Raw genomic sequence first — 14903 nt, forward strand, 5'->3', positions numbered from 1 at the left:
TGGTGCGGGGCATGAAGCATCAGGCCCCCGTACCGGGGGAGAGGGAGGTGAAGTATGAGGCTTGACAAATTTCTGAAGGTTTCCCGGCTGATCAAGAGGCGCACCGTGGCAAATGAGGCGTGCGACGCCGGCAGGGTGCTGGTAAACGGCGCCACGGCCAAGGCGTCCACCAAGGTGAAGGCGGGGGATGTCATAGAGATACAGTTCGGCACAAAGGCCGTAAAAGTGGAAGTCCTCGACATAAAAGACACGTCTAAAAAGGAAGAGGCGAAGGATCTGTTCAAATATCTGTAATAATCTCAGACAGCCTTTCATATGATTATCAAGAAAGGTTGTGATGGCAATGGAAGAAAAGCAGGCGCGGGGAGCGCACAAGCTTGTTGTGAATAACCGGAAGACCAGCCTGGTGACAGGCGTCCTGGATGTCCTGTCCTTTGACCTGAACGAGATCCTCCTGGAGACGGAGCAGGGGATGCTCATGGTCAAGGGCTCGGACCTGCATGTGAACAGGCTGAGCCTGGAGAAGGGGGAGGTGGACCTGTCCGGGACCATAGACAGCGTGGCCTACTCGGATGTGCATCCGGCGGCTAAGACGGGAGAAAATATACTGAGCAGACTGTTCAGGTGACGCATGTACGGGATAGAGGCAGAGAGCCTTTCGCTCCTGGAGGCAGTGCTTACAGGAATGACAGTCTGCAGCGTCTACACATGCCTGCGAGCGCTGCGGAGGATCATCCGCCACACCCCGGCGGCCATTGCCGCGGAGGACCTTTTTTTCTGGCTGGGGACGGCGTTCTACATGTTTGTGCAAATTCACCATACTACCAGTGGTAGCATCAGATGGTATTTTATACTAGGTGTTGTGCTGGGGAGCGTTTTTTTCTCCTGTCTGTCGAAAATCCCGGGAAAACTGCGAAAAAAATTGTACGCAAGGAGGAGGGGGAAATTCGGCGAAAACAGTTGAACAAACAGGAGAAAAAAGATAAGATAAAAGATAATAACCAGTGAAAGCTGGCGAAATGGGTGAGTAATTAATATGGGAAGTATCAAACAAAAGAACAGGGCAAGGCGCCGGAAAAAACAGGTGCAGCAGCACAGGAGGAGCATGCTGGGCATCAGTGCGGTGATCCTGCTTTTGGCAGTCATTGTCTCGGTGAGCAGCATTGAGCTCCGGGCCAAGAACAGCGCCTATATAGAGCAGGAGCAGGAGCTGGAGGAAGAGATCCAGGCTGAGAAGGACCGCGCGGAGGAGATCGACGATCTGGAAGAGTACGTCGGTACAGATGAGTACGTGGAGCAGACGGCCAAGGATAAGCTGGGGCTGGTCCATGAGAACGAGATTATTTTTAAGGGTAAGTAAGAAAAGTAAGTATGCGAAAGAAAAGCTTTGGGAAGGAGTCCCAAAGCTTTTTTGTTTCCCGGACAGCGCCTCCTGGGCTGCCCGGGCGCGGGGGAGTATAAAGATGGGTGAGGTTAAGGAAAAGGAGCTTTTTGTCAATCCCTATGTGATCCAGATGGATAAGTTTGCCGGGTCTCTCAAGCACCTCTCGGAGACATTCCTGGGTCTGGAAAAGGGAAGGAGAACGCTGACGGGCGAGGAGATAGACGAGATGTTCGGCGCGGTATCGGAGAAGGTCTGCCAGGGCTGTGAGAAGAAGAGCCTCTGTCTGGGAGAGGGCAGGGAGCGGACAAGGCAGATGGTCTATGAGATCATGGCGGCCGCTGAGGAGTACGGGGCGGAGCTGAATGTGGAGCTGAAGAGGAGGCTGCAGAAAAGATGTGTCATGGCGCCTAGGTTCCTGCGGGAGACGTTGGAGGTCTTTCAGGCCCAGAAGCAGAAAATGGTGTGGAACCGGAAGCTGGTGATGAACCGGGAGGGCTGCGCGGCGTCCATGAACGCCTTCGCGGACCTTGTCCAGCACGCGGCCCGGGAGCTGGGCGCAGGCATCTGCGTGGATGAGCACCTGCAGAGGAAGGTAAAGGTCCGGCTGAAGAAGAACGGGCTGAAGCTTCTGTCCAGCGTGTTTTTCGTGACAAAGCAGGGCAGGTACGAGGTCCATCTCACGGTCCGGGCGCCGAAGGGCCAGTGCGTAGCCTCCAGGGAGGCGGCGGAAGTGCTGTCCTCCTGCCTGGGAAGGCAGATGCTCCTGGTGAAGGGAGAGTGCCCGGTCGTCACAGAAAACTACGGCACCCTCGTGTTCATGGAGGGGCCTGCCTTCCAGACGATCCAGGGAGTGGCCAAGATAGGGAAGGGCTGTCAGAGGATATCAGGAGATACCTTTTCCATGACTCAGCTCCCGGGAGGCAGGGAGGGGGTGGTCCTCTCTGACGGCATGGGCTCCGGGGAGCACGCCTTTCAGGAGAGCGCCATGGTGGTGGAAATGCTGGAGGAGCTTCTGGAGGCGGGCTTTCCGCCCTGCACGGCTGTCCAGATGATGAACACCGCCCTGGTGGCGGGCAGGGAGGAGCTGTGCTTCTCCACGGTGGATATGTGTATCTTCGACCTCTATCAGGGAACCTGCGAGCTCATGAAGGCGGGGGCCTCCACTACCTTTATCCGGACCGGCGGCGGGGTGGAACGGGTCAGCTCTGCCACGCTTCCTGTCGGCGTGCTCCAGGAGCTGGAGATCGAGAGGACCGTCCGGCAGCTGGGGGACGGGGATTTTGTGGTCATGGTGACGGACGGAGTGCTGGACGCTCTGCCCGTGGGAAACCAGGAGGCCATGCTGTCGGCGCTCATCGGGGGTGCCGGCACCAACAATCCCGGTGAGCTGGCCCACTATCTCCTGGAGCAGGTACTGGAGCTGTCGGGGGAGGTGCCGGCGGACGATATGACCATCCTGGCTGTAGGGCTGTGGAAAGTATGAGAAGGCTTGCAATTTCCCGCCGGATTCTTTATAGTATAATATATTTGACAGACAGCGAAGAGGCCTGCCCTTGGGCAGGGAGGAAAGGACATGTATGAAAAGATAAGGGACTATGCGCGCGCGCATGGGATGCTGGATAAAGGAGATGTGGTCATAGCAGGCATATCCGGAGGAGCGGACTCCGTATGCCTGCTTTGTGTGCTTTTGGAGCTGAAAAAGGAGTATGATCTGGAGGTGCGGGCTGTCCATGTGAACCACGGCATCCGGGGGGCGGCCGCCGCGGCGGACGAGGCCTATGTGGAGGAGCTGTGCCGCGGGATGGGAGTTCCTCTGGAGAGCGTCCATGTGGATGTGCGCCGGATGGCCCGGGAGGAGGGGCTGACCCAGGAGGAGGCCGGGCGCGAGGCCAGGCGGCGGGCTTTTGAGGAGGCCGCCGCAAGGTGGAACGCCTCCAGGATCGCGCTGGCCCACCACAAGAATGACAATGCGGAGACAGTGCTCCTCAATCTGGCCAGGGGCACCGGCCTGCGTGGGATGGGCGGGATCCGGCCCTGCTCGGGCAAATACATCCGGCCTCTCCTGGGGGTGTCCAGGCAGGAGATAGAACAGCTCCTGGCTGAAAAAAATATTCCTTATTGCATGGATGCCACAAATTATGAGGATACTTATACACGGAACCGCATCCGCAATCATATAATTCCATATATGGAGGAGCAGGTCAATCCAAGGGTCGTGGATCATGTGTGCGGGACTGCGGAGCAGCTGGCACAGCTCTGGGAGTATATGGAGAGGCAGACGGACGAGGCAGCCGACCGCCTGACTGCCCTTAGGACGGGACCGGACGGCCGGGGGAGAGAGATGGTCATAGACGGTCCGGGCTTTGCGCGGGTGGACAGGGTGCTCCGGCCCTATCTTTTGAGGCGTGTGCTGGGGCTGGTCTGCGGCAGGGAGAAGGATCTGGAGACCGTCCACTTCAAAGACCTGGAGGAGCTGTTTGACAGGCAGGTGGGCAGACGGATCAGCCTTCCCTACGGCATGAAGGCCTGCCGGTGCTACGAGGGGGTGCGGGTGGTCAGTGCGGACTGGAAGGCCCCCCGGGAAGAAGTGTGGGATAAAGACAGGATAAAGCTGCGTATCCTGGAGCCGGCGGATATAGAAGGCCCTCTCCAGGAGGCAATTCCCAAAACACCCTACACGAAATGGTTTGATTATGATATAATAAAAAATAGTGTTATTATCAGGACCCGCCGCCCCGGAGACTATCTCGTGATAGACAGGGAGGGGGCGACCCAGAAGCTGAACCGGTATTTTATCAATGAGAAGATACCGTCACAGGAGAGAGACCACATCCTCCTGGCAGCAGACGGCAGCCGCATCCTGTGGGTGATCGGCTACCGGAGGGGGCTGGGCTGTGAAGTGACCGGACAGACGAGAAGGATACTGGAGATCACGATAGATAAGGGAGGAAAATACGATGGCAGAGACGATAAGAGAGCTTGTGTCAGAAGAGGAAGTTGAAAAGAGAGTGTGTGAGCTGGGAAGACAGATCAGCGAGGACTATGCGGGAAAGCATGTGCATCTGATATGTGTCCTCAAGGGCGGCGTGTTTTTTATGTGTGAGCTGGCCAAGAGGATCACGGTCCCGGTTTCCATGGATTTTATGAGTGTCAGCAGCTACGGCGACGGGACATCGTCCAGCGGTGTGGTGAAGATCGCCAAGGACCTGGATGAGCCGCTGGAGGGAAAGGACGTCCTCATCGTGGAGGATATCATTGACTCCGGGCGGACGCTGTCCTACCTCATCCAGATCCTGGAGAAGAGAAGGCCGAGGAGCCTTAAGCTCTGCACGCTCCTGGATAAGCCGGAGCGCAGGGTGAAGCCGGTGACCGTAGATTATGTGGGCTTTAACATCCCGGATGAATTCGTCGTGGGATACGGCCTTGACTATGCACAGAAATACAGGAACCTTCCCTACATCGGAGTTGTGGAAGGCGTGGAGTAGAAAGGAGCAGCAAAGATTTGAACGATAAAAGAGGCAGGGGACTGAGCGGCGCCACACTGCTTGTGTGCGTGATATTGCTGTTTGCAGCGCTCTGGTTCACCAATCAGATCGATCAGCGTGATAAGCAGATCGCGTATCAGGAATTTGAGAGCCTGGTGGAAAGCGGTGAGGTTTCGGAGGTGACTATCGTCCAGAACCGGGATGTACCGACCGGGCGTCTGGAGATCACGGCGGCCGACGCCCAGGAGGGAGACGAGGCCAAGCAGGTCTACGTATCCGATGTCAATGAGGTGCAGGACTATCTGGCCGAGCACGATGTGACCTACACCCTCAGGGATGTGCCCCAGGAAAACTGGTTTATGACAAATATCTTTCCTGTGCTCCTTATACTGGCGGCGTTTTTCCTGTTCTTCTACATGATGAACAGGCAGAATGGCGGAGCCAACGCGAAGGCCATGAGCTTTGGCAAGAGCCGGGCCAGGATGAGCACAGAGCAGGATAAGAAGATCACCTTCGCGCAGGTGGCAGGCCTGCAGGAGGAGAAGGAGGAGCTGGAGGAGATCGTGGATTTCCTGAAAGCGCCGAAAAAATATATCCAGGTGGGAGCCAGGATTCCCAAGGGCGTGCTCCTGGTAGGCCCTCCGGGAACAGGAAAGACCCTGCTGGCGAAGGCTGTGGCGGGGGAGGCCGGGGTGCCCTTCTTCAGCATCTCCGGCTCCGACTTTGTGGAAATGTTCGTCGGCGTGGGAGCGTCCCGTGTCCGCGACCTCTTTGAGGACGCCAAGAAGAATGCGCCCTGTATCATTTTCATCGATGAGATCGACGCGGTCGCCCGCAGGAGGGGAACCGGTATGGGCGGCGGCCACGATGAGAGAGAGCAGACCCTGAACCAGCTCCTGGTGGAGATGGACGGCTTTGGTGTCAACGAGGGCATCATCGTCATGGCGGCCACCAACCGTGTGGATATCCTTGACCCGGCTATCCTGCGCCCGGGCCGGTTTGACAGAAAGGTGGTCGTGGGGCGGCCGGATGTGCAGGGGAGAGAAGAGATCCTGAAGGTGCACGCCAAGGGCAAGCCCCTTGGAGATGATGTGGATCTGCAGCAGATTGCCCAGACCACGGCGGGCTTTACGGGAGCGGACCTGGAAAACCTGCTCAATGAGGCGGCCATCCTGGCGGCCAAGGACGACAGGGTCTATCTGCAGCAGTCAGATATAAGAAAGGCCTTTGTGAAGGTGGGTATCGGAGCGGAGAAGAAGAGCCGTGTCATCTCCGACAAGGAGAAGAAGATAACGGCCTATCACGAGGCGGGCCACGCCATCCTCTTCCATGTCCTGCCGGATGTGGGGCCGGTGTACAGCGTGTCCATCATCCCCACGGGAACCGGAGCCGCGGGCTACACGATGCCCCTGCCGGAGAGAGACGAGATGTTCAACACAAAGGGCAAGATGCTCCAGGACATCACGGTGGCCCTGGGAGGCCGGGTAGCGGAGGAGGAGATTTTCAACGATATCACTACCGGGGCGTCCCAGGATATCAAGCAGGCTACCAGCCTGGCAAAATCCATGGTCACGAAGTTCGGCATGTCCGAGAAGCTGGGGCTTGTCAACTACGACAACGACAGCGACGAGGTGTTTATCGGCCGGGACCTGGCCCACACATCCAGGGGCTACGGCGAGCAGGTGGCGAGCACTATAGACCAGGAGGTCAGGGACATCATAGACGCATGCTACCGGAGGGCGAAATATATCATCCGGAAGTACCAGGGCGTGCTGGAGAAGTGCGCACAGCTTCTGCTTGAGAAGGAAAAGATAACAAGAGAGGAATTTGAGTCCTTATTTGACGGGATTGAAGTTTCAGAAATATAAAGTCAGGCGGCGATAGAATGAACATACATGCACTATTTTGCGACGGAACAGGAAATTACGTTTTCCCGCCAGAGCCACTGCCGGGGCAGCAGGTCACACTGCAGTTCCGCACCGGAGCAGACGATGCGGACAGTGTCTGCCTGCTGACAGGCGGCAGAGAGTACGAGATGGAGAAGCGGAGCACCTCCGGAGTCTTTGACTACTATGCGGTGTCGCTGGAGCTGGGGGAGGAGAACCTGCGCTACAGCTTCCGGGTGTGGTCCGGGGAGGAGACCTGGTATTACAATCAGTTCGGCGTCACGAGGGAGCGCATCGAGGAGTATGAGTTCCAGATCGCTCCGGGCTTCCACACCCCTGACTGGGCCAAGGGCGCGGTCATGTACCAGATCTTTGTGGACCGGTTTTGCAACGGGGACCCCTCCAACGATGTGGAGGACGGAGAGTACGTCTACATCGGGGAGCCTGTGGAGCGGGTGAAGGACTGGGACGAATATCCGGCGGCCATGGACGTGCGGCGCTTCTACGGAGGAGACCTGCAGGGGGTCATGGAGAAGCTGGACTATCTCCAGGAGCTGGGAGTGGAGGTCATCTATTTTAACCCCCTGTTTGTCTCACCGTCCAACCACAAGTACGATATCCAGGACTACGACTACATTGACCCGCATTTTGGTGTCATCGTGGAGGACGGCGGAGAGCCTCTCCCGGTGGGCGTGAAGGAAAATGTATATGCGACGAAATATCAGAAGAGGGTGACGGACAGGAAAAACCTGGAGGCCAGTAACCAGCTTTTTATCAAGCTTGTGGAAGAGCTTCACAGGAGGGGAATGAAAGTCATCCTCGACGGCGTTTTTAACCATTGTGGTTCTTTTAACAAATGGATGGACCGGGAACGGATCTACGAGGGCCAGGAGGGGTATGAAAAGGGAGCTTATGTCTCCGCGGACAGCCCCTACCGGGATTTCTTTGAATTTTTCGAGAGCGGGGACGCGAGCTGGCCCTACAACGGAAGTTACGACGGCTGGTGGGGGCACGACACCCTGCCCAAGCTGAACTACGAGGGCTCGAAGGAGCTGGAGGACTATATACTGGAAATCGGCCGCAAGTGGGTATCCCCGCCCTACAATGTGGACGGCTGGAGGCTGGATGTGGCGGCTGACCTGGGACACAGCATAGAGTACAACCATGAGTTCTGGAAGAAGTTCCGCCGGGAGGTCAAGAAGGCCAAGCCGGATGCGCTGATCCTGGCGGAGCACTACGGAGACCCCAGGGAGTGGATATCCGGCGATGAGTGGGATTCGGTCATGAACTATGACGCTTTCATGGAACCGGTCACCTGGTTCCTGACCGGGATGGAGAAGCACAGTGACGAGGACAGGGAGGAGCTCCACGGCAACGGGGACAGCTTCATACGGTCCATTTTCCATCAGATGTCCCATATGCTCACCCCCTCCCAGCAGGTGGCCATGAATGAGCTGTCCAACCATGACCACTCCCGGTTTCTCACCAGGACCAACCACATGGTGGGCCGGATCGACAGCCTGGGGCCGGAGAAGGCGGAGGAGTACATCAGCCTGCCGGTGATGCGGGAGGCGGTGGCCATCCAGATGACCTGGGTGGGAGCGCCCACCATCTACTATGGCGACGAGGCGGGGCTGTGCGGGTTTACAGATCCGGACAGCAGAAGGACCTACCCCTGGGGCAGGGAGAACAAAGAGCTGATCGATTACCACAGGGAGCTGATACGCATACACAAGAACTACGAGGTGTTCCGGACCGGGTCTCTCCAGTGGCTTGTGAAGCAGGACAATGTGCTGGCCTACGGCCGGTTTAACGATACAGACCAGTTTGTCATCATCGTCAACCACAGCAGTGAGCTGAAGGAGGTGCGGGTGCCTGTCTGGGTGCTCGGCGTGCCCATGAAGAGCAGCATGAGGAGGCTGATCTACTCCTACGAGGAGGGCTACACCATGGAGTTCTATGAGATTGACGTGATCGACGGAGAGATCGTGGTGAATATGGGAAGCCATTCTGTGCTGATCGCGAAGAATAAGGAATTTTGATAAAAGAGAAGGCCGGTAAGGCCGAAAAGAAAGCCGGATGTTCCGTTTAGGTTTTGTGGAGCATCCGGCTTTTGGTATATGCCTTCGGATATTTGTTTTTTGGTGATTGCATTTGCCATCTACTGCGGGACCATCTGGATATTCAGGTCCGCGTTTCCTGTGATGCCCTGCTGATCGCGATTTTAGTAACAATGGTCTCTGGTTTTCAAATCAAAGCAAGAATCATAAAAATGTAAGCAACATGCAAATTGACGGATATCCTCTTTTCGCCTATGCTTGTTTTAAGTAAAATGTACAAACTATGTGCAGGGAAAAGAAACTTAAAAACAGCATTATGCAAAAAGAAAGGAGAAAAAAGTGAAGGAGCAGACAAAAGGAAGAGTTACCATACCTACAGACGTTGACGTTGTGCCGGAGACACTGGAGCTGGTAGAGCGCTGGGGAGCCGATGCTATCCGTGACTGTGACGGGACGGATTATCCGGAAGAGCTGAAGAACGTGGACGCGAAGGTTTACTCCACATATTACACAACAAGAAAGGACAATGCGTGGGCCAAGGCCAATCCGGATGAGATCCAGCAGATGTATATCATGACACCGTTCTACACAGCGGTGGAGAGCGAGCTTTCCATCCACCTGATGAACCATCTCTACCCGGATATGCTGAAAGTGAACGACCATGATGATATCACCAGATGGTGGGAAGTCATCGACCGCACCACAGGGGAAGTCGTGCCGGTGGAAAAATGGAGCTATGACGGGGAGACCGGGGATGTGACCATCCATGACGCAGCGGCCTTCCACGACTACACAGTCAGCTTCCTTGCCTACATTATGTGGGATCCGGTCCATATGTACAATGCAGTGACAAACGGCTGGACCAATTTTGAGAAGCAGATCACTTTTGACGTGCGCCAGCCAAAGACAAAGGCTTACTCCATGGAGCGTCTGCGCAGGTTCATCGCGGAGAACCCTCACGTGGATGTGATCCGCTACACCACTTTCTTCCACCAGTTCACATTGATCTTTGATGAGCTGGCCAGAGAGAAATATGTAGACTGGTACGGATATTCCGCATCTGTGAGCCCCTATATCCTGGAGCAGTTTGAGAAGGAAGTGGGCTACAAGTTCCGTCCCGAGTACATCATCGACCAGGGCTACATGAACAACACCTACCGCATCCCCTCCAGGGAATTCCGGGATTTCCAGGATTTCCAGAGAAGAGAAGTGACAAAGCTGGCAAAAGAGATGGTGGACATCACCCACGAGTGCGGCAAGGAAGCCATGATGTTCCTGGGCGACCACTGGATCGGCATGGAGCCTTTCATGGACGAGTTCAAGAATGTTGGGATTGACGCAGTTGTAGGAAGCGTTGGAAACGGATCTACCCTGCGCCTGATCAGTGACATCAAGGGCGTGAAGTACACAGAGGGACGTCTTCTTCCCTATTTCTTCCCGGATACATTCCACGAGGGAGGAGACCCGGTGAAGGAGGCGAAGATCAACTGGGTGACAGCAAGACGTGCCATCCTGAGAAGCCCTATCGACCGGATCGGCTACGGCGGATACCTGAAGCTGGCTATGCAGTTCCCGGATTTTATCGACTATGTGGAGAGCGTGTGCCAGGAGTTCCGCACACTGTACGACAACATTAAGGGAACCACTCCCTACTGCGTGAAGAAAGTGGCGGTCCTGAACTGCTGGGGTAAAATGAGAGCATGGGGCAACCACATGGTGCACCACGCCATCTACTATAAGCAGAACTACTCCTACGCAGGCATCATCGAGGCCCTCAGTGGAGCGCCGTTCGATGTGAAGTGGATCAGCTTTGACGATATCCGCAGCAACCCGGAGATACTGGATGACATTGACGTGATCCTGAACGTGGGCGACGCAGATACAGCCTACACCGGAGGAGAGAACTGGACAGACGAGAAGATCATCACTGCTGTAAAGAAATTTATTTACAACGGCGGCGGTTTCATCGGTGTCGGCGAGCCGGCAGCGCACCAGCATGAAGGACATTTCTTCCAGCTGGCCACAGTCATGGGCGTGGAGGAAGAGAATGGCTTTACTCTGAATGTGGACAAATATAACTGGGATGAGCACGAGCATTTCATCACAGAGGACTGCAAAGGCGACATCGATTTCGGTGAAGGAAAGAAAAATATTTACGCTTACGAGGGAACTACGATCCTGAAGCAGAATGACAAAGAAGTACAGCTGGCTGTCAATGACTTTGGCAAGGGACGCAGCGTCTACATCAGCGGACTTCCCTACAGCTTTGAGAACAGCCGTCTCCTGTACCGCTCCATCCTGTGGGCATCCCACGATGAGGGCGAGCTGCACAAATGGTTCAGCACCAACTACAATGTGGAAGTGCATGCCTATGTGAAGAACGGAAAGTACTGCGTTGTAAACAATACCTACGAGCCCCAGAGCACGACTGTGTACAAGGGAGACGGCACAAGTTTTGACCTTGACCTGGAGGCAAACGGTATCTACTGGTACGAGATTTAAAAAGAAAAAGATGAAAAAGATATAAAGGAGAAACAAAGATGAGAGAGCTTCAGCTTCTCATCAAGCCAGTCTCCTCTGCCTGTGACCTGGACTGCACTTACTGCTTTTACAAGGATGAGGCAGCAAACCGCGCTGTGGGCGATCATGGGAAAATGAGCCGGGAGACCATGCGCGCGGTTGTGGACAAGGCACTGGCGGCATCGCAGACCTGCGTGTTCGGCTTTCAGGGGGGAGAGCCGACACTCGCAGGTCTGTCCTTTTTTGAAGACTTTACAGCATATGTGGAGGAGAGAAAAAGGCCGGATCAGGAGGCGGTGTACACCATACAGACAAACGGAAACAGGCTGGATGAGAGATGGTTTGAGTTTTTGAAAGAAAAAAATTTCCTTGTGGGACTTTCCCTGGACGGTGTCCGGAAGACCCATGACGAGAACAGGAAGGACCGGGCGGGAGAGGGAACCTTTTCCAGGGTTTTTGCCTGCGCGGAGCGCATGCGTGAACTGGGGATCCCCTTCCATGTGCTCTGCGTGCTGAATGCCCAGACAGCCCCCCGGATCGGAGCCATCTACCGGTTTTTCATGCGGAAGGGCTTTGACCATCAGCAGTACATCCCCTGCCTGGATCCCCTGGGCACAGTGAGGGGAGAGGCGTCCTTCTCCCTGACCCCCGCACTGTACGGGGAGGCTCTGGGGACCCTCTTTGACCTGTGGTGTCAGGACAGGATGGCGGGGCGTCCGGTGTACATCCGGCAGTTTGAAAACTATGTGGCCATGCTCCGGGGCGGACAGCCGGAGGCCTGCAGCATGTACGGCAGATGCAGCATGCAGAACGTGGTGGAGAGCGACGGGACCGTCTATCCCTGTGACTTTTACGCGCTGGACGCGTGGCAGATGGGAAATCTGAAAGATCCGGATACGGACTTTGTGAAACTGCAGAAGATTGCGGCGGAAGAGGCCGGGAGTAAGAGACATCCTTTTTTCGAGGAGGCGGACAGGCGGGACGACAGATGCCGGGCCTGCAGATGGTATCCTCTGTGCCGGGGCGGCTGCCGCAGGGACTGCTTCCCGGAAGAGGGCAAGATAAGAAATTATTACTGTGAGACGTACCAGAAGTTCTTTGCGGAATCCATAGGACGGCTGGAGTACATGGCGGGGCATCTTGTTTAGATGCCCCCTGTATTTTCCGCGTCCCCGTCGGTATCGGCCGCGTGGAGCTGACGGTATTTGATGGGCGTCATGCCGTACTTTTTGCGGAATGCCTGGGTGAAGTAGGACTGGGAAGAAAAGCCTACCGCAGAGGAGATGGAGGAGATGGAGTGGTCCGTATCCTTCAGCAGCGTGCAGGCAGCCTCCATCCGTCTCTGGTTCAGGTACTGGATGGGGGACTGGCCGGTGTACTTGGCGAAGGAGTGGGCCATGTAGTACTTGTTCATGTGGGTCAGCTCTGTCAGCGTGTCCAGCGTGATGGGCTCCGAGTAGTTGATGTCCAGATACTCCTTGATGCGGGCGCACTCCTTTGTCATGTAAGTGGAGGTGATGGGCACCGGGATCACATGCTGGTAGCGGACAATGCGCAGGATCAGGATTTCCAGCAGGTCCTGGCATATCTTGTCAGAGCCGTAGGAGGGATTCCGCACTTCGTAGAGCATCTGGGCGAACAGGTCCGAGATCAGCGATTTGTTGCTGAAGTTGCAGAAGACCTGCACGCAGGTCTCCTCGTCTGCCGGCTGGAAGGAGATCCCCTCCACGCCGATGACATAATACTCCAGAGGCGTGTTTTTGATGGACTGCTCCGTGTGCTCCATGTAGGGCGGGATGATGACAAGGTCCCCTGTCCTTATATGGTACTTTTCATCCCGGAAAAGGAAGTTCCCCTCTCCGTTTACGACAAAAAACAATTCTGTAAAATGGTGCGTGTGGAAAACACTCTTCCAGTCCTTCTCGTCCTTGGAGAGCGAAACGGACAGGAGCCGGGCGTTCAGCTTTTCCAGGTTGGTCGTCTTGACGGCGTATTGTCTGTGGCTCATAGAACCTCCCCTGTGATCAGATGTTTTTGATGTGCTCCATAGTTTCCGGGTACGGGCGCCCGGGGATCAGGACGCTGCCGTCCGTAAATCCTTCAGGGCGGTCTTTCAGAGACTCGATAAGGCAGGAGCGGAGAAAGGATATCCTTTCTTTGGATGCACTGTCATTTACCAGGTCGGTCAGCTCATGAGGGTCCTCACTCAGGTTGAAGTACTGCTCCTGGCCAGTGGAAGAGTACCAGACATACTTGTCGGTCTCCGTGACGATCCAGTGGTTTGAGAAATCCCCGTAGGCGTGCTCGCCGTGCAGCCACGGGCGGACAGTCTCTGACGGGTCTGCGGTCAGCGGCAGGAGGTCTGCCCCGTCTACGCTCCCGGGAATGTCAGCCCCGGCGGCTGAAAGCAGTGTGGGCATCACATCACGGAGCTCCACGACCGCATGGCAGGTGGACCCGGCCTTCAGCGCCAGCCCGGTCTCCTTCCCGGCACAGATGAAGAAGGGAACGCGGCAGCTCCCCTCATAGGGCCGGGATTTGCGGAACATGTGGTGGTCACAGAGCTCTTCTCCGTGGTCGGATGTGAAGAGGATGACCGTGTTGTCGTAGACCTCGTGCTCCGCGAGAGCCATGATGAGCCTCCCGATCTGGTGGTCCAGGTGGGTGATGCAGGCATAGTAGCCGATCTGGGCCTGCCGGATCAGCTCCGCGTCGGCCGGGCCGGTCCTTGAGTCGAAGATACGTCCGTCCCGGCGGAGATACTCGTCGCTCTCCCAGGTGCCCACAAAGGGCGGGCGAAGCTCCTTGTCCCTGTACAGGTCAAAATAGCACTGGGGGGCGTCAAAGGGCGGATGGGGGCGCAGGTAGGAGGCCATCAGGAAGAAGGGCTGGTCCGGGTCTCTCCTGCGGAGAAAATCCAGGCACCGGTCCGTCACCCAGTTGGTGGGATGGTACTTTTCCTCGTGGGTCCAGGGACGGGCCACCCAGCTGTTGCAGTCAATGCCTGTGTCCGTCACATCGGCATCGGCGCCCAGCTCCTTTTTCAGCCAGTAGAAATAGTCGTCGGCCACCAGCTGCGACTCCCGGTAGGGCACGTTCCCGTACCTGGCCGCATGGAGGTAGCCGTCGTGAAGATCCACGTTGTTGAAGCCCAGATAGTTGCGCAGGGGATGGACATGCATCTTGCCCACGCACTGGGTGTAGTAGCCGGCCCTTGTGAGCTCTCTTGCCAGGGTGTGCTCGTACCGCCAGGGGATACTGTCCTCGTAGCCCACGCGGCCGTGGTGGCTCTGCTCCATGCCGGTGTGGAGGGCGGCGCGGGCGGCGATGCAGCTGGGGCAGGCGCTGTAGGCCCGGTCAAAGGCAACGCCCCGGGAGGCCAGGGTGTCCAGGTAGGGTGTCTTTACATCCGGGTGGCCCGCATAGCCCAGAGCATCGCCCCGGAGCTGGTCTGTCATAAGTAAAATGATATTTGGCTGTTTCATAGTCTCTCCTTTATCTCTTGCATACATTGCTTGTGGGAAATTATCTCTACAATAATACATTCCTGTGGGAAAAGCAAGCGGGC

The 14903-nt window shown here is 56.2% G+C and carries 13 protein-coding genes; 11 read left to right on the top strand and 2 right to left on the bottom strand.

The window, feature by feature from the left end:
• Positions 1-54 precede the first annotated feature (54 nt).
• The 11 genes from B5E62_RS12885 (at position 55) to B5E62_RS12935 (ending at position 12483) form a co-directional block, all read left to right on the top strand.
• A complete protein-coding gene (locus B5E62_RS12885) occupies positions 55-294 on the top strand; it encodes an RNA-binding S4 domain-containing protein (RefSeq protein WP_087174950.1) in 240 nt (79 codons plus the stop codon).
• Positions 295-343: 49 nt separating this feature from the next.
• Positions 344-628 (top strand): sporulation protein YabP, encoded by a 285-nt coding sequence (gene yabP, locus B5E62_RS12890; protein ID WP_087174974.1) that lies wholly within the window; start codon positions 344-346, stop codon positions 626-628.
• Positions 629-631: 3 nt separating this feature from the next.
• On the top strand, positions 632-964 hold the full coding sequence (gene yabQ / locus B5E62_RS12895) for a spore cortex biosynthesis protein YabQ (protein ID WP_087174951.1): 333 nt from the start codon (positions 632-634) through the stop codon (positions 962-964).
• 72 nt (positions 965-1036) lie between these two features.
• Positions 1037-1360: a septum formation initiator family protein gene (locus tag B5E62_RS12900; protein ID WP_087174952.1), complete on the top strand. Its 324-nt coding sequence runs from the start codon at positions 1037-1039 to the stop codon at positions 1358-1360.
• Between the two features lie 103 nt (positions 1361-1463).
• The gene (locus tag B5E62_RS12905; RefSeq protein ID WP_087174953.1) at positions 1464-2867 is read left to right on the top strand and encodes a SpoIIE family protein phosphatase; all 1404 of its coding nucleotides are present in this window, start codon (positions 1464-1466) and stop codon (positions 2865-2867) included.
• Between the two features lie 90 nt (positions 2868-2957).
• On the top strand, positions 2958-4385 hold the full coding sequence (gene tilS / locus B5E62_RS12910; RefSeq protein ID WP_087174954.1) for a tRNA lysidine(34) synthetase TilS: 1428 nt from the start codon (positions 2958-2960) through the stop codon (positions 4383-4385).
• Positions 4342-4869, top strand: a complete 528-nt coding sequence (gene hpt, locus B5E62_RS12915) for a hypoxanthine phosphoribosyltransferase (RefSeq protein WP_087174955.1) — start codon at positions 4342-4344, stop codon at positions 4867-4869. Before tilS ends, hpt begins: the two co-directional genes overlap by 44 nt.
• Positions 4870-4886: 17 nt before the next feature.
• The gene (gene ftsH, locus B5E62_RS12920) at positions 4887-6737 is read left to right on the top strand and encodes an ATP-dependent zinc metalloprotease FtsH (protein WP_087174956.1); all 1851 of its coding nucleotides are present in this window, start codon (positions 4887-4889) and stop codon (positions 6735-6737) included.
• 17 nt (positions 6738-6754) lie between these two features.
• A complete protein-coding gene (locus tag B5E62_RS12925) occupies positions 6755-8797 on the top strand; it encodes a glycoside hydrolase family 13 protein (protein WP_087174957.1) in 2043 nt (680 codons plus the stop codon).
• Positions 8798-9154: 357 nt separating this feature from the next.
• Positions 9155-11317 (top strand): 1,3-beta-galactosyl-N-acetylhexosamine phosphorylase, encoded by a 2163-nt coding sequence (gnpA, locus tag B5E62_RS12930; protein ID WP_076781144.1) that lies wholly within the window; start codon positions 9155-9157, stop codon positions 11315-11317.
• 38 nt (positions 11318-11355) lie between these two features.
• Positions 11356-12483 carry a radical SAM/SPASM domain-containing protein gene (locus tag B5E62_RS12935; protein WP_087174958.1) on the top strand — a complete coding sequence of 376 codons (1128 nt, stop codon included), beginning with the start codon at positions 11356-11358 and terminating at the stop codon, positions 12481-12483.
• On the opposite strand, the gene B5E62_RS12940 is transcribed toward B5E62_RS12935, so the two are convergent.
• Both B5E62_RS12940 and B5E62_RS12945 read right to left on the bottom strand, forming a co-directional pair.
• The gene (locus tag B5E62_RS12940) at positions 12480-13343 is read right to left on the bottom strand and encodes an AraC family transcriptional regulator (protein WP_087174959.1); all 864 of its coding nucleotides are present in this window, start codon (positions 13341-13343) and stop codon (positions 12480-12482) included. The two genes, B5E62_RS12935 and B5E62_RS12940, sit on opposite strands and share 4 nt — an antisense overlap.
• A 16-nt stretch (positions 13344-13359) precedes the next feature.
• On the bottom strand, positions 13360-14820 hold the full coding sequence (locus B5E62_RS12945) for an arylsulfatase (protein ID WP_087174960.1): 1461 nt from the start codon (positions 14818-14820) through the stop codon (positions 13360-13362).
• Between the last annotated feature and the right edge of the window lie 83 nt (positions 14821-14903).

The sequence above is a fragment of the Lachnoclostridium sp. An118 genome, from assembly GCF_002160985.1.
In the GTDB taxonomy this organism is placed as follows: Bacteria; Bacillota; Clostridia; order Lachnospirales; family Lachnospiraceae; genus Claveliimonas; species Claveliimonas stercoravium.